The sequence below is a fragment of the Hymenobacter cellulosivorans genome (assembly GCF_022919135.1).
GTDB classification, from domain to species: domain Bacteria; phylum Bacteroidota; class Bacteroidia; order Cytophagales; family Hymenobacteraceae; genus Hymenobacter; species Hymenobacter cellulosivorans.
This window is the reverse complement of record NZ_CP095049.1, coordinates 3443478-3461980: the sequence shown is the minus strand read 5'-3', so window position 1 is coordinate 3461980 and position 18503 is coordinate 3443478. Positions and strand designations below refer to the sequence as shown.

General features: G+C 59.2%; 12 protein-coding genes. 5 read left to right on the top strand and 7 right to left on the bottom strand.

Annotated elements, in window-relative coordinates; translation table 11 throughout:
- Positions 1-5 precede the first annotated feature (5 nt).
- From MUN80_RS14655 to MUN80_RS14630, 6 genes are all read right to left on the bottom strand, one after another.
- Positions 6-707 carry a phosphoribosylanthranilate isomerase gene (locus MUN80_RS14655; RefSeq protein WP_244714097.1) on the bottom strand — a complete coding sequence of 234 codons (702 nt, stop codon included), beginning with the start codon at positions 705-707 and terminating at the stop codon, positions 6-8.
- Positions 708-720: 13 nt separating this feature from the next.
- On the bottom strand, positions 721-1554 hold the full coding sequence (trpC, locus tag MUN80_RS14650) for an indole-3-glycerol phosphate synthase TrpC (RefSeq protein WP_244714095.1): 834 nt from the start codon (positions 1552-1554) through the stop codon (positions 721-723).
- Positions 1555-1688: 134 nt separating this feature from the next.
- The gene (trpD, locus tag MUN80_RS14645) at positions 1689-2675 is read right to left on the bottom strand and encodes an anthranilate phosphoribosyltransferase (RefSeq protein WP_244714094.1); all 987 of its coding nucleotides are present in this window, start codon (positions 2673-2675) and stop codon (positions 1689-1691) included.
- Positions 2676-2884: 209 nt separating this feature from the next.
- On the bottom strand, positions 2885-3460 hold the full coding sequence (locus MUN80_RS14640; protein WP_244714092.1) for an anthranilate synthase component II: 576 nt from the start codon (positions 3458-3460) through the stop codon (positions 2885-2887).
- A 19-nt stretch (positions 3461-3479) separates the two neighbouring features.
- Positions 3480-4919 carry an anthranilate synthase component I family protein gene (locus MUN80_RS14635; RefSeq protein ID WP_244714091.1) on the bottom strand — a complete coding sequence of 480 codons (1440 nt, stop codon included), beginning with the start codon at positions 4917-4919 and terminating at the stop codon, positions 3480-3482.
- A 377-nt stretch (positions 4920-5296) separates the two neighbouring features.
- The gene (locus tag MUN80_RS14630) at positions 5297-6712 is read right to left on the bottom strand and encodes an alpha/beta hydrolase-fold protein (RefSeq protein WP_244714089.1); all 1416 of its coding nucleotides are present in this window, start codon (positions 6710-6712) and stop codon (positions 5297-5299) included.
- Between the two features lie 629 nt (positions 6713-7341).
- Between MUN80_RS14630 and MUN80_RS14625 the strand changes: the two genes are divergently transcribed.
- The 4 genes from MUN80_RS14625 (at position 7342) to MUN80_RS14610 (ending at position 14196) form a co-directional block, all read left to right on the top strand.
- Positions 7342-10317 (top strand): SusC/RagA family TonB-linked outer membrane protein, encoded by a 2976-nt coding sequence (locus MUN80_RS14625; protein WP_244714087.1) that lies wholly within the window; start codon positions 7342-7344, stop codon positions 10315-10317.
- Between the two features lie 23 nt (positions 10318-10340).
- Positions 10341-11957, top strand: a complete 1617-nt coding sequence (locus tag MUN80_RS14620) for a RagB/SusD family nutrient uptake outer membrane protein (RefSeq protein WP_244714085.1) — start codon at positions 10341-10343, stop codon at positions 11955-11957.
- Between the two features lie 76 nt (positions 11958-12033).
- The gene (locus tag MUN80_RS14615) at positions 12034-12834 is read left to right on the top strand and encodes a SusE domain-containing protein (RefSeq protein WP_244714083.1); all 801 of its coding nucleotides are present in this window, start codon (positions 12034-12036) and stop codon (positions 12832-12834) included.
- A gap of 516 nt (positions 12835-13350) precedes the next feature.
- Positions 13351-14196, top strand: coding sequence for an N-acetylglucosamine kinase (locus MUN80_RS14610; protein ID WP_244714082.1), 846 nt, complete (start codon positions 13351-13353; stop codon positions 14194-14196).
- A 144-nt stretch (positions 14197-14340) separates the two neighbouring features.
- Here the strand turns inward: MUN80_RS14610 and MUN80_RS14605 are convergent, their stop codons facing one another.
- Positions 14341-17163, bottom strand: a complete 2823-nt coding sequence (locus MUN80_RS14605) for an alpha-amylase family glycosyl hydrolase (protein ID WP_244714080.1) — start codon at positions 17161-17163, stop codon at positions 14341-14343.
- A 189-nt stretch (positions 17164-17352) separates the two neighbouring features.
- Here MUN80_RS14605 and MUN80_RS14600 point away from each other — a divergent pair, with 189 nt between their 5' ends.
- Complete coding sequence (locus MUN80_RS14600) at positions 17353-18321, top strand: YfiM family lipoprotein (protein ID WP_244714079.1); 969 nt, start codon at positions 17353-17355, stop codon at positions 18319-18321.
- Positions 18322-18503 lie beyond the last annotated feature (182 nt).

Genomic DNA, 18503 nt, shown 5'->3' with positions numbered 1-18503 from the left:
CAGCCTTAGGCCGCGGGTGAAGCTGGAGAAGGAAATATGGGCCGCAGGCTTCGGAACATGCGAGCCAGCCTGAGGTCGTCTTTCAGGCCGGGCTGCAGCTCAAACCGGCTGTTTAAGTCCACGGCGAAGAGACCAGGTAGTTGCAACGTTGCCAAGGACCCGGCATGCTGCTCATCGAGGCCACCGGCCAGGAAGTAAGGCACGTCGAACGGATAGTCTTGCAGCAGCTGCCAGTCGAAGGTGGTGCCATTGCCGCCGGGCTGTTCCCCTTTCGTGTCGAAGAGAAAATACGTGCAGTAAGGTGCGTAGGGTCGCAGGGTGTCGAAGTCAAAGCCGGCATCAAAGGCAAAGGCCTTGATAACCGAAATGCCTGCGGCCTGCAGCTCGGCGCACTGCTCCGGCGTTTCGTGGCCGTGCAGTTGCACCAAGTCCAGGCCGTAGCGGGCCACTTGCTGCTGTACCACGGCCGGGGTTTCATCCACGAACACGCCCACCTTGCGGCAGCCGTCGGGCAGTTGCCTAAGCAGCTCCGCGTCTAGGGTATCGGCCACGAAGCGCTTCGATTTCGGGTAGAAGATAAAACCCAGAAAGTCGGGCTGCAAAGCCGCCACAGCTGCCACGTTGGCCGCCTCCCGCATACCGCACACTTTGATGCGCAGCCCGGGGGACGGTTTGAACGAGGAGGTGGTGGAGGTGGGCGTGGTCATGACCGGTGGCAGCTTAAATCAGCGTAATCGGCTCGGTGGCATGCAGTTCCTGCACCAGGCTGTAGCAGGCTTTTTCGGGCCGGCTGCTGCGCATGAAGGCTTCGCCGATGAGGAAGCCCCGGTAGCCGGCCTCGCGCAGCATCTGAATGTCGGCGGCCGAGTGCAGGCCACTTTCCGTCACTTTTACAAACTCCGCCGGAATCTGGGCGGCCAGCTCTTTGGACGTGTCGAGGCTGAGGCTGAAATCGTGCAGGTTGCGGTTGTTGACGCCCACTAGGCTCACCGCGTCGGGGTGCAGGGTGCGGGTCAGCTCCTCGGCGCTGTGTACTTCCAGCAGCACTTCCAAGCCCAGGCTCCGGGCCAGCTGCCCGAAGCGCAGTACTTCCTCGGCCGTCAGCACGGCGGCAATCAGCAGGATAACGTCGGCACCGATGCTCTTGGCTTCCAGAATCTGGTACTCGTCGACCACGAAGTCCTTGCGCAGAATGGGGCAGTAGTTGAAGCGCCGGGCAATGGTCAGATCCTCGTTCTTGCCGCCGAAAAACTCCCCGTCCGTCAGCACCGACAAGGCCGAGGCCCCGGCCTGCATGTAGCCCAGCGTAGTACGCTCCACCGGGGCGTGCTGGTTGATCCAGCCCTTGCTCGGCGACTTGCGCTTGAACTCGGCAATGATGCCGCTCAAGTCGTCGCGCAGCAGGTATTTGCGCAGCGACAAAGGCTGGTTCTGGAAGTACAGGCTACGCTCAAGCAGCGTGGCGGGCACCAGGCTCTGGCGCTCAGCCACCTCGCGGCGCTTGTGGGCCACAATTTTGTCGAGAATGGTGCCGGTCGTGGGGGAAGTACTCATAGGATAAGGGCGCCGATGATTACGCGGCCAAAAGTGAATCAGGAAGTAAAACCGTCAAGCAGTGAAAAAGGTACCCGGCGGCAATGTTTTAGGCAATTTTGGCAGTAGCGGGAAGCTGGGGCCTCGCGCTACTGCTATCCCAGCAGCTTGCCGAACGCCTGCCGGGCACGGCCCGAGTCCAGTGACTCGCGGGCTTCGGCCAGGGCTTCGGCAAAGCTCAGTTCAGGCCGCAGACACTGAATACCCAGGGCCGCATTGGCCGTCACCACGTCGCGCTGGGCGGCGGTGGCCTGCCCGTCGAGGATGCTCCGGAACAGCGCGGCCGACTCAGCCACGGTGCGGCCGCCGGCCAGTTCCTGGGGGTCGTAGGTGGTCAGGCCCAGGTCTTCGGCTGTCACAAACTGCTCACCGCGCCCGGAGCTCAGCTTGGCCGCGCCGGTCAGACTCAGCTCGTCGTAGCCATCCAGGGCGTGGACCACGGCGTAGCTCGTGCCGGTTTGCTGAAACAGATAATTGTAAAGGCGCAGCAGCTCCAGGCTGAACACGCCCGCCAGCTGGGCCGTGGGCCGGGCCGGGTTTACCAAGGGGCCCAGAATGTTGAAGAAGGTCCGCACGCCCAGCTCCCGGCGCACCGGCCCGGCGTGGCGCATGGCCGGGTGAAAGGCCGGGGCGTGTAGAAAGCAGATATTGGCTTCCTCCAATTGCCGCCGCAACGCGTCGGAGGAGGCCTCGAAGTCGTAGCCGAAGTGAGCCAGGATGTTGGACGAGCCGCAGATGCTCGACACGCCGATGTTGCCGTGCTTGGCCACCTTGTAGCCCGCCCCGGCTACCACGAAGCAAGCCAACGTGGAGATATTGAACGTGTCTTTGCCGTCGCCGCCGGTACCCACGATGTCGAGCACCTCACGGGTGCCCAGCTGCGGGTCGCGGCAGAGGTCGAGCAAGGCGTCGCGGAAGCCAGCCAGCTCGGGCACCGTGATGGGCCGCATGCGGTACACGGTCATGAAAGCGGCGGTTTCGGCCGGATTGGCCGCTCCCTGCCCCAGCTGCGACAAGGCCTCGTGGGCTTGGTCCCGGCTCAGGGTCTGCTGCTCAAACAGGGTAGTGAGAAACTTTTTCAAAGGAAAGACTTAGGTAAAAGTGAGGCAGTAAATCAATCCGGAACGTCATTCCGAGCTTGCCGAGGAATCCCGCGTGCTGGTGTTGCTGGAAAAAGAACCAGGCGTGGCCTGCTTGCCTCTACTCGAAGCATTTCTTCCTCATCAACAGTTAATTACCATTGCAAGCGAGATGTCTCCCGTCGGGCGACATGACATTCTTACTTGTTTGATTACTCGCCCTCGAGCCAGTTGCGCAGCATCTGGTGGCCGTGCTCGGTCAGGATGGACTCGGGGTGAAACTGTACGCCGCGCACATCATACTGGCGGTGGCGAAAGGCCAGAATCTGCCCGTTCAGGTCCCGGGCCGTTATTTCCAACTCTTCGGGAAAGCCTTCCGGCGTCACCACCCAGGAGTGGTAGCGCCCGACTTTGAACCGCTCGGGCAGCCCGTTGAAGAGCCGGTCCTCGCCGGCCACGATGTCGGCGTCGGTGGCAATGCCGTGGAGCACGGCCGGCAGGTTGTAGAGCTGCCCGCCAAACGACTCGGCAATGCCCTGGTGGCCCAGGCACACACCCAGCATGCGTTTGGTAGGCGCGTAACGCCGGATTACCTCTGGCATCAGCCCGGCCTCCGAGGGCACGCCCGGCCCCGGCGACAACATGATGGCGTCGTACTGCTCGATGTCGTCGAGGTTGATTTTGTCGTTGCGCACCACGTCGGTGCTATCCCCATAGCCTAGCTCCCGCAGCAACTGCACGAGGTTGTAGGTAAAGGAGTCGTAATTATCGAGAACTAGGATTTTCATGGCTGTTGGTGTTTTCCGTTTAAACCGTGGCGGTGAGCTTCTCTCCTACTGCTTCGGCCGCTTCCAGCGCCTTGCGCAGGGCCGCCAGCTTGTGGTGCACCTCATTAAGCTCAGAGTTAATGTCTGAGGCGGCCACGACGCCGGCGCCGGCCTGGTAGTAGAGTTGGTTGCCGGTACTCAAAAAGGAGCGAATCATGATGGCGTGGTTGAAGTCGCCGTTGAAGCCCAGGTGGCCCAGGCAGCCGCCGTAGTAGCCGCGGCCCGTTGGTTCGAGCTCATCGATGAGCTGCATGGCCCGGTGCTTGGGCGCTCCCGAGAGTGTACCAGCCGGGAAGGTATCGGCCACGACTTGCAGGGAGTCCGCATTCGGCGCCAGCTTGGCATTGACCTCGCTCACGAGGTGAATGACGTGGGAATAGAACTGAATTTCGCGGAACACCTTGACTTTCACCTCGTCGCCGTGGCGGGCCAGGTCGTTTCGGGCCAGGTCTACCAGCATCACGTGCTCAGCGTTTTCCTTGGGGTCGGCGGCCAGCTTCTGGGCCAGTTCGGCGTCCTGGGCATCGTGGCCAGTGCGACGGAAAGTGCCGGCGATGGGAAATAAGCTGGCCTGCCGCCCCTTGATCAGCAGCTGGGTCTCGGGCGAGGAGCCGAAGATTTTGAAGTTGCCGTAGTCGAAGTAAAACAGGTAAGGCGAAGGATTCACCGAGCGCAGAGCCCGGTACACGTTGAACTCGTCGCCGACAAATCCTTGCTGAAAGCGGCGCGACAACACAATCTGGAACACGTCGCCGCGGCGGCAGTGCTGCTGCCCGGCCGCCAGTCGGGTCAGGAATTCCTCGTCGGTCTGGTTGGTTTGCTCCTCCCCTACCAGCCCAAAGCCAAACTCGGGCAGGCTCGGGTTACGGATCAAATTTACCAGCCGGGTCAGGCCGTCGTGGTCGGTGGGCTCCCCGACGAGCGTGTGCTCAAAGACGAACAGCTCGTTGCGGAAGTGGTTGATGGCAATGACGTACCGATACGTGCCGTAGATGATGTCCGGAATCTGGCCGGCTGCTACCTTTTCCTCGTTCAGCGTCAAATCCTCGAAGTACTGCACGCCCTCATAGCCGATGTAGCCAAACAAGCCGCCGGTAATGAAGTCGAACTCCACCTTCTCAGCCTGAAACGAGTCGGCAAACTCCTGCAGGCGGGTCAGCGCGAGGCGGGGCTGGACCAGCGTTTCGGTGATTACCGAGCCGTCGACCAGAGTCTGGCGCAACTCCCCGCGGCTCACCTCGAAGCGGGCCAGGGGCTCAAAGGCCAGGTAGCTGAAGGCGTTTTGCTGACCGTGGTAGTCGGAGCTTTCCAGCAGCAGGCAGTTGGTGTACTGGTCGCGCAGGCGCAGGTACAGGCCCACGGGCGTCACGGTATCGGCAAGCAGGCGGACGTGGCGGGTTTTAAGGTGTACTGGGTTCATCAGCGGTTCCCGCGGCGGCGGGCTAGGTTGTGAGAGGTGAAGTAGAAGCGGCTGACGCGGGCGGAAATAAAAAAAGCCCGGCGGGCGGCCGGGCTTTCCTTTAATATGCTTGATGCGAGGTTGAGTTGACTACGACCTTACCGCACGCACAGGTTTTCCCGTCCGGAGTTTCGGAGAGGCCACCACCATGCTTGCTGGGTTACGTGAAAGGTCATTGTTAAAATTGTTGAGCCTTGTTGTCGGGCTCCAACGCTGCAAAGATAGAAGCGGTTTTCGGAATTCAGCAACAACTTTTTGGTTTTTCTCTTATCGAATCCGCAAGGGTGGTAAGCCAGACTCACCAAATTCGCAGTAAACCAGCTGGGTTGTTAGCAAGTTTACTCCTTGAGTAGGGTTTGGCTGCCCGACTGTTTGCCACTGCTCAGGCGCATGAAATAGGCCCCTTTCCCCAGCTTGCTCACCTCTACGCGTTGCCCGGCGCGGACCTTGCTTTTGAGCACCACTTGGCCCGTTGAGTCCAGCACTTCCAGCCGGGCTTCCTTTACCGTTTCGGGCAGCTGCACGGTCACGGCATCCTTAGCCGGCACCGGGTAAACGCTGAAGGCCAGAGCCGCCTGTGGATTCTTCGCTGCAGTTACCGTAGCCGGAGCCAGCAGCCACTGGTAGGCCGCCGAAAACTCTCGTTTCCAGAACCACTCGGCGTGCTGTCCGTCGGGGCGGGCATTGAAACTCAGATTGGCCGCCGGTACGCCCCCGCTCCGCAGGGCGTCGTGCATCTGCTGGATCAGGGGCACCATGGTCTGGCTTTCCTGGGCACCGCTCACGAAGTAAAAGCGGGTGGCCGGGTTAGCCGGGTGCTGCTGCACGTATTGGAACAAGGACTGCTCGGCAAACCAGAAGGCCGGCGAGAACACGCCCACCTTGCTGTAGACGTTGGGGTACTTCAGAGCCGCATACACCGAAATCAGGCCGCCCATGCTGCTGCCGGCAATGCTGGTATACTCCCGGCCGGTTAAGGTGCGGTAGTTCGAGTCGATATACGGCTTCAGAGTTTGCACCAGAAAGTCCACGTACTGGTCGCCTTGTCCGCCGCCGTACTGCGGGTTGTTCCAGGGCGAGTATTCATTCAGGCGCTGGGCCCCGTCGTTATCCACGGCTACTACGATGCTGCCAGTAGCGTCGAGGCCCTGCTGCTGGAGCTGGCTTAGGGTTTCATCCACACCCCACTCGCCCGAGAAGCTGGTGCAGTTGTCGAATACATTCTGTCCATCGTGCATATAAAGCACGGGGTAGCGCTTGGTGGTATTGCTGGCGTAGTCGTTGGGCAAATACAGCCACACCCGCCGGGTGCGCCCCAGCTGCGGGATGGCAAAGTTCGTAGCCATGACCCGCACGTTGGGGCTCAGCGCCGATGACTGGCAGCTGCTACCCCCGGCCAGGTCCTCCCAGTTCAACACGGTGTGCGTCACGGTAGCCGGGCCGCTACCAAACGTGTAGGTGCGGTTGGGCACCGAGCCGTTGGCAGCGTTGGTTTCCACCGACGACCACGCCCCGCGGGTAAACTTATACTCCATCGTACCCGTGGCTTGTGGCAGGGTAATCTGGTAGCTGCCGTCGGCGTTTTTGGTCAGGGCATGGGCCGCATTGCCGGGGTTCCAGCTGTTGAAGCTGCCGGCTACATATAAGGTGGCGCTGGCCGGGGTGTTAGCCGGCACACTAGTCAGCTTAAGCGTAACCTGGGCGTGGGCGGCCCCGGCGGCCAGCAGAGCACCGAAAGCAAGGAAATATTTCATGCCCCAAAGTACCAGAATTACCGTCCGAGAGCTGCTTGCTGGCGGCCACAAAGCCGCTGGTGTACTGATAAAAGCCTAGCCTGCTTACAAATAGGTTGATGATTTATCTACGCAAGAAATTCTTTGTGTCGAATTGTATTTCCCATCCCGCCCGTCTGGGCAATTACCGAAGGTTCATTTCTGGGGTTTCTAACCAACAGAACCCGGTTAAAATTTAGGACAAATTCAAGTCAACCGATTTCGTATTTCCGGCTTCAAGCGAGTTAGTTGGTGACTACGCACTCACTTTGCCTAGGCTTTTGATAAGGTCTAAAGAAAATGAATACGCCTTATTTCTAGGTTTTGACCCTGATAAAGGACCGCGAAATGAGCGTTTTGGCCTTGCGCAAACCTTTGCACTAGAAATAGGCTGAAAACTATTTTTACCGCAAGGTTACGTCACCTTGTATTTCTTGCTTTCAAAACTTTATCTTGCGTAGTTTATTAACGAGAAAGGTGATGTTGGGCGAAGATAAAACTAGACGAAACCGTGTTGAACCATCACGACTTCGTTCTGGATTATCCCGGCCCTACCTCAGCCCGCCGCTGGCCTGGCCAGTTAAAAAATTCCCTCTCCTAACCCATTTTCAATGAAACACACTTACCTAGCGAAACTACTGTTTCTGCTACTGTTCGTTTGTGCTGGCTTCACCAGCGCTTTCGCCCAAAACGGGGCCGTGAGTGGCCGCGTCTTGGACGAAAAGAGCCAAGGAGTACCTGGCGCCACCGTGCTGATTGAAGGCACCACGCTGGGTAGCTCGACCAATGCCGACGGTACCTATCTGATTCAGAATGTACCGGCCGGTGCCCAGACCCTGGTAACCTCGTTTGTGGGCTACAACGCCAAGCGCCAGCCTGTAACCGTAACGGCTGGCCAGACCACCAATCTGCCCGACATTGCCCTGGCCGAAAACACGACGCTGCTGAGCGAAGCCGTTGTAGTAGGTTATGGTACCCAGCGTCGGCAGGACGTGACGGGCTCTATTGCTACCATCTCCGAAAAGCAGTTTGTGCAAGGTCAGGTTACCAACCCCGAGCAGCTGATTCAGGGTAAGGTAGCGGGTGTGCAAATCACCTCGGGCGGCGGTGCTCCCGGCGCTTCGTCCCAGATTCGCATCCGCGGCGGCTCCTCGCTGAACGCCAACAACGACCCACTGATCGTAATCGACGGCGTACCGGTTGACAACTCCGAGAACAAAGGTGTTTCCAACCCGCTCACGCTGGTTAACCCCAATGACATTGAAACCTTTACGGTTCTCAAGGACGCTTCGGCCACGGCCATCTACGGCTCGCGCGCTTCCAACGGCGTTATCCTGATTACCACCAAGAAGGGCCTGTCGGGCGAGAAGCTGCGCGTGACGTTGAACTCGCAGGCTTCGGTTTCGATGAAAACCAAGACCATCGACGTCCTCTCGGCCGATGAGTTTCGCAACGTAGTCAACACCTACGGCAATGCTTCCCAGAAAGCGTTGCTGGGTAACAGCAGCACCAACTGGCAGGAAGAAATCTTCCGCACCGCCAAGACGTTCGACAACAACCTGAGCCTGATTGGCTCGGTGGGCAAGCTGCCGATCCGCGCTTCCGTGGGCAACACGGTACAGGAAGGCATTCTGCTGACCAACAAGTTGGTGCGTAACACCGGTTCGATCAGCCTCACTCCTACCCTGCTCGACAACCACCTGCGCATCGACATCAACGCTAAGGGCAGCTGGGTGGATAACACCTTTGCCGACGCGGCAGCCATCGGCAACGCGGCTCGTTTTGATCCTACGCAATCGATTACGAGCGGCGACGATAGCCGCTTCGGGGGCTACTTCGAGTGGCTCAACGGCGACAAGACCCTGAACACGAACGGCACCAAGAACCCGGTGGCTCAGCTGAACCAGAAGCGTGACCGCAGCACCGCCAAGCGGGCTATCGGTAACATTCAGTTCGACTACAAATTCCACTTCCTGCCCGAGCTGCGGGCCAACCTGAACCTGGGCTACGACATGCTGCGCAGCAACGGTTCGACCTTCGTGCCCGCTCTGGCGGCCATCGAATTTGGCAACAAAGGCGCCAACAACATCTACTCGCAGAAGAAGGACAACAAGCTGCTGGATTTCTACTTGGAGTATGCCAAGCAGTTTGGCGAGAGCCGCGTGACCGTACTGGGCGGCTATTCCTATCAGGACTTTATCCGCGACCAGCCCCTGGACTCGTACCAGGCCTCGGCTGATGGCACCGAAATCCGGCCGGCGTTCCCCTTCAAGACTCAGTACACGCTGGTGTCGTTTTTCGGCCGCTTGAACTACAACTTCAAGGACCGCTACTCGCTGACGGCCACGATTCGCCGCGACGGTTCGTCGCGCTTCCTAGACGGCCAGCAGTTCGGCACCTTCCCCGCAATCGGTTTAGCCTGGCGCATCAAGGAAGAAGACTTCCTGAAATCTTCCAGCCTGTTCTCCGACCTGAAACTGCGCGTGGGCTACGGCGTCACGGGTCAGCAGGACATTGAGAGCATCGTAGGCAACTACCCTTACCTGGGCCGTTACACCCGGGGCGAAAACTCGGCTTCTTACCAGTTCGGCAACACGTTCGAGAACACGCTGCGCGCTGAAGGCTACAACACGGCCCTGAAGTGGGAAGAAACCACGACCTACAACGCCGGTATCGACTACGGCTTCCTCGACAACCGCATCACCGGTACCATCGACGTATACCTGCGTCGCTCGGATGACCTGCTGGCCAAGATTGCTCCTGCTGCCCTGACCAACCTGACCAACGAGTTTGCCTACAACATTGGCAGCCTCGAAAACAAGGGTATCGAGTTTGCCATCAACACCAACCCGGTTCGGACCAATGACCTGAACCTGAACCTGAACTTCAACGCGACCTATAACGAGAACAAAATCACGGATCTGGGCAAAACCCTGCCCGGCTTCCAGGGCTACGCCGTGGGTGGTATCGGTGGTGGTGTTGGCGACAACATTCAGAACAACTCGGTGGGCTACCCAGCCAACTCGTTCTACGTGCTGAAGCAGGTGTACGACGCCAACGGCCGGCCACTCGAAGGCCTGTATGCCGACGAGAACGGTGACGGCAAGAGCACGGCTGCCGACGACCGGTACCGCTACAAGTCGCCCGCTCCTAAAGTGACCTTGGGCTTCGGCTCCAACGCTACCTACAAGCAGTTCGACTTGGCTTTCACACTGCGGGCCAACCTGGGCAACTACGTGTACAATAACATCAACTCCCAGCAAGCAGCGTTGGCGGGCATCTCTACCAACGGCTTCCTGCAGAACCTGACGCCCGACTTCAACAACACGAACTTCCGCAACTACCAGAAATTCTCCGATTACTACATCGAGAATGCCTCGTTCCTGCGCATGGATAACGTGACGCTGGGCTACAACTTGCGCAGCGCTGCTGACAGCAAGCCTAGCATTCGGGTAACGGCCGCGGTGCAGAACATCTTTACCATCACGAAGTACTCGGGTCTTGATCCGGAAATCCGCGACGGTATCGATAACAACTTCTACCCCCGCCCCCGCACCTTCACGCTCGGTCTCAATCTAGGTTTCTAAATCGTACGTACGTACTGCAAAACATGAAAAAGACGTTTGTAAGACGCTTCGCGACCCTAGCGGTTGCCAGCTCTCTACTCGGCGCTGCGACGACTTCCTGCGTAGGAGACCTCGACCGCAACCCGTTTAATGAAGTTACCTCCGACGTAGTATATTCTGATCCGGCCAACTACAAGCCCATCCTGGCCAAGCTCTACGCGGGCCTGGCCCTGAGCGGCCAGACGGGTCCTTCGGGCAAGCCCGACCTGTCGGGCGTGGATGAAGGCTTCTCGAACTATATCCGCCAGTACTGGTCGATTCAGGAGCTGCCCACCGACGAGGCCGTTATTGCCTGGGGCGACGATGGCCTGCAGGATTACCACCTGATGAACTGGACGGCCAACAACCCGTTCATCCGGTCGATGTACAACCGGATTTTCTACCAGATTACCGCCTGCAACGAGTACATCCGCGAAACCAAGGATGACAAGCTCAGCAGCCGCAACATCACCGGGGCTAGCCTGGAGAACATCAAGCACTACCGCGCCGAAGCCCGCTTCCTGCGCGCGCTGAGCTACTTCCACGCCCTGGATTTGTTCGGCCGGCCCCCGTTTGCCGACGAGAACGAACAGATTGGCAACTTCACGCCCCGCCAGATTTCGCGCGCCGAGCTGTTCTCCTACGTGGAGAAGGAACTGCTGGCCATCGACGCGGAGCTAGTAAATGCCCGGCAGAACGAGTACGCCCGCGTCGACAAAGCGGCTGCCTGGATGCTGCTGGCCAAGCTGTACCTGAACGCTGAAGTATACACGGGCACTTCCCGCTACACCGACGCAGTGACGTACGCCAGCAAGGTTATCGGCGCTGGTTACACGCTGCAGACGGCGGCGACGGCTAAGTCGTCGGCGTACGGCCGCAACTTTCTGGCTGACAACAACACCTCGCCCGAGCTGATCTTCCCCGTCGCTTTCGACGGGGTATCGACCAAGGGCTACGGTGGCACTACCTTCATCATCCACGCCGGCGTGGGTGGCGACATGCCAGCGGCGGCTTTCGGCATCGACGGCGGCTGGGGCGGCACGCGGACCACGCGCGCGTTGTTCAACCTGTTTCCCGATACCGCGGCTGACCGCCGGGGCCGGTTCTTCACCAAGGGCCAGAAGCTGGATATCGACAACCTGACCGAGTTTAAGGATGGTATAGGCGTGGTCAAGTTCAAGAACGTGAAGTCGGATGGTGTTGTGGGCAAGGACCTCGTGTTCCCCGACACCGACTTCCCTATGTTCCGTTTGGCTGATGCCTACCTGATGTATGCCGAGGCCGTACTGCGTGGCGGCACGGGTGGCAGCCGGAGCAAGGCGCTGGAATACGTGAATGAGCTGCGTACGCGGGCCTACGCCGGCAGCACCAGCGGCAACATCAGCGACGCTCAACTGACGCTGGACTTCATCCTGGATGAGCGCGGCCGTGAACTGCACTGGGAAGGTCACCGCCGGACCGACTTGATCCGCTTCAAGAAGTTTACCACGAATGCTTACCTGTGGCCTTGGAAAGGTGGCGTGAAGGAAGGCCGGGCAGTGTCCGACAACCTGAACGTCTTCCCGATTCCGTCGACGGATCTGGTGGCTAACCCCAACCTGACCCAGAACACGGGCTACTAAGACAAGCCTTTTTTGGCGGCGGGAATCTTCTGCTGGTTCCCGCCGCTTTAAAGTCACTTAACTCAACAAAATTCCCATGAATAACTGGCTTACCCGCATTGTGGGGCTGTGTGCCGCCGTGGTCGTAGTGACATCCTGCGAAAAGGATGAAACCAAGGCTGTGCTCAACACAAACTCTGCTCCCCAGCTCACGGCTACTACTGCCAAGGCAACCATTTCGCCTACCACTGGCTCCCAACCAGCGGTGACTTATACCTGGACAAATCCTGATTTCGGCTACCAGGCAGCGGTGAGCTACACCCTGCAGTTTGCCAAGAAGGGCACCAACTTCAAGCCGATGCAAGAGTTTGAAATGGGTTCTAGCTTGACCAAATCATTCACTGTAAATGAGCTGAACAGCGTCTACAATGGCCTGGACTGCAATATTACGGCCCCAGTAGCTACCACCCTTGATGTGCGCGTGAAAGCTACGCTGGGCGGGACTGTTGAGCCAATCTATTCCTCCCTGACCAGCATCGAGGCCACTCCCTTCCAGGCGCAATCGGCTCCTGCTGATAGCTGGGCTATTATCGGTGAGGCAACGCCAAACGGCTGGAATACGGAAACCCGGATGTCGTATGACTACTGCAGCCGCGTTTGGAGTGTGACCCTACCCCTGAAAGCCGGGGAGTTTAAGTTTCGGGCTAATAATGGCTGGGACAAGAACCTGGGTGATGAGGGCACCGGTGATCCTATGACCACAGGTCGCAAGCTGGTGTACAACGTTGCTCCAACTCCCAATCCTTCGAACATTAAATTGGCTACGGCTGGTACCTACCTGATTACGTTAGATATCAACGCAACCCCGAACCCCATCTTTAAGCTTTCGCTTAAATAGTCCCTAGGGTAAGAGAATCAAAAACGAAAAGCCGCTAGATCCTAGCGGCTTTTCGTTTTTCTGACAGTTGATGTGCACCCGCCATCAGGCTTCGCCTACTGGCAAATAATGCCGCCAGCGTCCTTACACCGGGTAGTAACGGTACTGTCCCAGGCGGTTTGATCTAAAAATACTGCGCAACTTATAAAATATAGCCGGTGTGAGTCATTGCTTACTACTCACTCGTATTCAATCCCAAAAAGCCTTATTTTGGCTCAAAACCGACCTTTTGAGCCGTTCAGCGGGCCGCTACAGGACCTCAAGCCCGCGCCGCGCCGCCGATTATGTGCATCGCCACTGCCGTACGTTTCGGCTAACCTGCTAGCTTCGCAACTGAATAGCTTGCGCGTGGTTTGGGCCACGGGGGCGGCTATTGGCTGAAATCGGGGTGTGCCGCTTTGGGCCGGGCGTATGGTCCGGCCGCGGGGCAGGCTCCGGATTCAGGATTCTTTCTTCCCTACCATTACTACCTACCGTATGATTCTCATTGCCGACGGCGGCTCAACCAAGAGCAGCTGGTGTCAGCTCGACGAGACTGGCAACCGGGTGTACTTCAACACTGAGGGCTATAACCCGGACTTCATGCAAACGGCCGCTATTGCCGCTTCGCTCGATAAAAACCTGCCCGAGACACTAGCGCGCGAAACCGTGCGCGAAGTGCATTACTACGGCGCCGGGGTGTCGTCCTCGAAGAAAGCTGATGTCATTGCCCAGGCCATGCGGCAGATTTTTCCCAACGCCAACGTCGACGTCGACCACGACCTGCTGGCCGCGGCCCGTGCCCTGCTGGGCCGCAAGCCAGGCTTTGCGGCCATTCTGGGCACGGGTACCAACTCCTGCCTTTACGACGGCGAGAAAATCACCTACAACGTGGATTCGCTGGGGTATTTCCTCGGTGATGAAGGCTCGGGCTCCTTCATTGGCAAGCGCCTGATGCGCGACTACCTGCGCGGCTTGCTACCCGACGGCCTGCAGGACATTTTCCGGGAGGAGTACAAGCTGACCCGCGAGGATATCCTGGACCGGCTCTACAACCAGCCCCTGCCCAACCGGTTTCTGGCCAGCTTCGGCAAGTTTGCCTACGACCACAACAACATCAGCTACTGCCGCGAAATCGTACTGCAGGGCTTTGAGACGTTCTTCGAGAACATCGTGCTGCACTACCCCAACTACCAGGACTACTCCTTCAACTGCGTGGGCTCGGTGGCCTACAACTTTCGCGACGCGCTGTTTCAGGTGGCCCGCAGCCACGGCATGGAAGTCGGCAAAATCATCCGCTCCCCCATCGATGACCTGGTAAGCTACCACGAGCAGGAAGCGTAGCGGTGGGCTAGTAAAATGGTAAGGTGGTGAGCTGTCCTTCATGACACTTGCCACCAGCACACCAGCCAAGACAACAAAAGAGGCCCATTCCTTACGGAATGGGCCTCTTTTGTTGTTACTCAGTTTATCTTCTGAGGTTTACCCTTAGTGCTGCACTACCAAACGCGTGGTCTGGGTCAGGGCACCGGTATTCAGGCGAATCAGGTAAACACCGTTGGCCAGATCCTGCACGGGCAGGCTGAGCTGGTAAGTACCGGTGGGCTGCTTAACGCCCGAGCTTACGGTGCGCACGGTGGCGCCCAGCAGGTTCTGTACCGTCACGGTGACGGTGGCAGGCGTAGCCAGCTCGTAGCGGACCTGGGCCGTGCTGCTGGTCGGGTTCGGGGCAGCCGTCAGGCGCAGGGCGTCGGTAGCACGGGCCTTGTTGCTGAGCACGGTGGCCTTCTTGAGCAGCTTGGAAGTATACACCGCGTACTGGCCGGGCTGCAGCGTGAGGGGCGCCGTGGTGCTCGACACGGTAATGGAGTCGCCGGTCATGTAGTTGTACCACTTGCCGGTTTGCTGGAACTCGGGGTTGACAGGCTGGGCCGTCACGTCGAAGTTGCCGAGCACGGTTACTTTCAGGTTGGCGTCGCTCAGGTGAATCGACTTGGCAGCGCCGCTCAGCTTCTGGGTGTAGGTGCCGGTTTTGAACACGGGCTGGGTTTTCTTCAGGGCAATCAGCTCCCGGTACGTGTTGTAGAGCTTGCGGCGGTTGGCATCCTGGTAGTAATTCCAGCGAATCGGCTTGTTGCCCACACGGCCGTTTTCGTCGATGCTCACGTCGTAGCCCACTTCGCCAAACTGCCAGATCATCTTGGGGCCGGGCACGGTAAAGAAGAAGGCCGCGGCGGCTTCGTTGCGGGCCAGGGCCGTATTCAGGTCACGCACGTTGTGGGCGGGGTTGGTCTGGTTCCCGTAGGTCAGGTTCTTGAACATGAGGCGCTCCTCATCGTGGCTTTCCATGTAGCTCACCAGGTTCGGGCTGTTCCAGCCGCGGGCCCCATGATAAACGCCGCTGAAGTCGGAGGTAGTCACGTAGCCCATAGTGGCTTCGTTGTAGGCATGGCTCATGTTGCCCCACAGCATCATGCCGTAGTCGGCCAGCACCTTCTCCTCGGAATTGTCGGCGAAGTGCTCCAGGATGCAGTACACGCTGGGGTCCACGGTCTTCATAAAGTCGTAGTAATCCTTCCAGATGTCGATGCGCGACTGGTCGTAGTTACCCCAGGCACCCACGTCGGTATTGGTACGCTGGGTAAAACCCTTGCTCAGGTCGAAGCGGTAGCCGTCAATCTTGTATTCCTGCAGCCAGAACTCCATCACGCGCTTGGAGAAGTACTTGGTGAAGGCGCTTTCATGGTTGAAGTCGTAGCCCACGTTGAAGGGATGGGTAGCATCCGGGTTAAACCAGGGGCTATTGGCGGCGGGCTTGTCGTTCTGGAAGTAAAGCTGCACCATCGGCGACTGGCCGAAGGAGTGGTTCAGCACCATGTCCAGGACCACGGCAATACCGCGGCGGTGGCACTCGTCGATGAGGCGCTTCAGTTCGTCTTTGGTACCGTAATACTTGTCGGGGGCGAAGTAGAACGACGGGTTGTAGCCCCAGCTTTCGTTGCCCTCAAACTCGTTGATGGGCATCAGCTCGATGGTATTCACGCCCAGGCGACTCAGGTAGTTGAGCGTGTCGCGCAGGTTTTTGTAGTCGTGGTCCCGCAGGAAGTCGCGCAGGTGCAGCTCATACACCACCATATCGGTGCGGGCCGGGCGGGCGAAGGTCGTAGTTTGCCACTGATAGGCCGGCTGGTTGGTTTGCAGCACCGAGACGATGCCCGTGGTCAGGGCCGAGGGGTAGGCCTTCAGGTTGGGGTAGGTGGCTACGGGAATAAACCGGTCGTTGCTGGGGTCCAGAACCTTTTCCGAGTAAGGGTCCGCCACGCGCAGGTTGCCATCTACCAAATACTGGTAGGCGTATTCCTGGCCGGGCGTCAGGCCGTTGATTTGAGCCCACCAGTGGTTGCCGTCAGGCGTCTTGTTCATGTAGCCGGCCTCGGTGGGCTGGAAGTTGTTGAACTCGCCAAGCACGTAGGCGAACTGCTTGCCTGGAGCCGTCAGCTTCAGAATCACCGAAGTGCCGCCGTTGAGGTAGGTAATGCCGTCCTTAGCGCCAGCGGGCAGCGCCGCTACCGTTACCGTAGGCCGGATGACGACGATAATCGAGTCGGAAACCGAGGTGGTGCCGCTGGTGGCCGTCAGGCGAATTACGTTGCGGCCGGCCTGCGTGGGCGTTACCGAGCCGGTGAGCGAGGTCGAGTTGCTTTGCTGGGTTACCAGGGTCTTATTCAGGTACAGCGCCAGGTTGGCCGCGGCCGAAGCCGTGCCGCTCACGCTCAAAGCCGTATTAGCGGCCACGAACAGCGGGTTGCCGCCGCCGGGTGCCACGGGCGTCGTGATGCGCACCGACAAGGCCGAGCCCTGGGTTACGTCCACAAAGATGTCGCCACCACCGGTAGCCCGGCCTACAATCGAGCCGTCCCCGTTTTTGAAAATCATGGCCAGCTTCAGGATCTGGTCGGTGGCGGGCACGCCGTAAAACGTGCGGGGCGTGAAGGTGATGGTGTACAGGTTGGGGTTGGTGGTGCTGCGCGTGAGCTGGGCGGCCGGGTCGGGCGTGCTGAACGAGGGGCTCTTTACGTACTTCCAATCCGAGTTCGAAGTGCTCTTGTCGGTGATGACGCCGGTCCAGATGTAAACCGGGCCGGTGAAGTTCGCCAGTGCGCCGTTGCCCTGGGTAGCGTTGAAAGTGAGCGTGACCTGGTCGGTGTCGCGGAAGAAAGTCGGCTGCGCGGTTACGACCTGGGCCTGGGCCGTCGTAATTCCGCCACTCAGGAGCAAAAGCAGCCCCAGCAATAGTCGAAGTGTTTTCATTGAAACTGTGGGAATTGGTGGAAGATTTTGAGTCGGAGAAAGATGAAAATATTACGCAAGTTAAACACCCGACTGCCGTGGTCAAAGGGCTTTCCAATTATACTCACCCCGCCCCTGCTTGAAGGCCGCTCCGGGCTTTTGTGCGTAGCTTTACGGCCCTGCTTTGGCAGTCTGCCGGCTTCTTTCTGAATGAGTACATTTTCCCGCCCGTTGGCTTTGTTTTGCGCCCGGTTCCTGCTGCTGCCGGGCTTGGTACTGGGCGCGGGTTTAGCCGTGCAGGCCCAGCAGCCGGCCGCGCCTACCAGTCTGCCTCCTGCCGCCCCGCCGCCCGATTCCACTCTTGTCTCGACGCCCCGCTCCCACCGCCTACCGATTTTGGCCGGGGGGCTGGTGGTGAGCTACACCGGCCTGCTGTATCTGCTCGACCAGGGTTGGTATACCGGTCCCCGCAGCGACTTCCACTGGTTCAACGATTTGCCCGAGTGGCAGCAGATGGACAAGGCCGGGCATTTCTGGGGCGCGTTTCACGAAAGCCGGGGCGCGGTAGATATGCTGCGCTGGGCCAAGGTGCCGGACCGCACCGCCACCTGGTACGGCGGCTTCGTGGGATTTCTGCTGCAAAGCCCCATCGAGTTGCTCGACGGGCGCGACCCGGCCTACGGGGCCTCCGCTACCGATTTGGCGGCCAACTTTCTGGGCTCAGCGGCCCTGATTGGCCAGCAGCTGGCCTGGAATGAAGTGCGCATCATGCCCAAGTACTCGTTTCACACCACGCGCTACGCCCGGCTGCGGCCCAACGTGCTGGGCAAGTCCCTGGCCGAGCAACACCTAAAAGACTACAACGGCCAAACCTACTGGCTCTGCGCCGACCTGGCCGCCTGGCTCCGGCCCGAAAGCAAGTGGCCCAAGTGGCTGCAGCCCGCCGTGGGCTACGGGGCCCAGGAAATGGTGTACAACGACCCCGACGCCAACGCTGCCTTGGGCCTGTACCCCTACCGGCAGTACTACCTCAGCCTCGACGTGAATCTGCGCCGAATCCCGACGCGCAGCAAGCTGCTCAAACGGGTGTTCTACGTGGCCAGCATATTCCACCTGCCCGCCCCGGCCCTGGAATACAACGCCCGCCGCGGGGTGGTACTGCACGGGCTGTATTTTTAGTTGCTGGTTGGTAGTTGTTTGTTGGTAGGCCAACGCGGCTGCAACCAACACGCCGGGCGGTAGCGTTAGGCCTAGCAAAGGCCTGCTGCTGATTGAAGGATAAAGGATATCGGAGGGGGTGGTTGCGCCGTAAAAGGCTTGCGGGCCAATTGTACGTACCTTGCAGCTCTGCTCCCAATCAA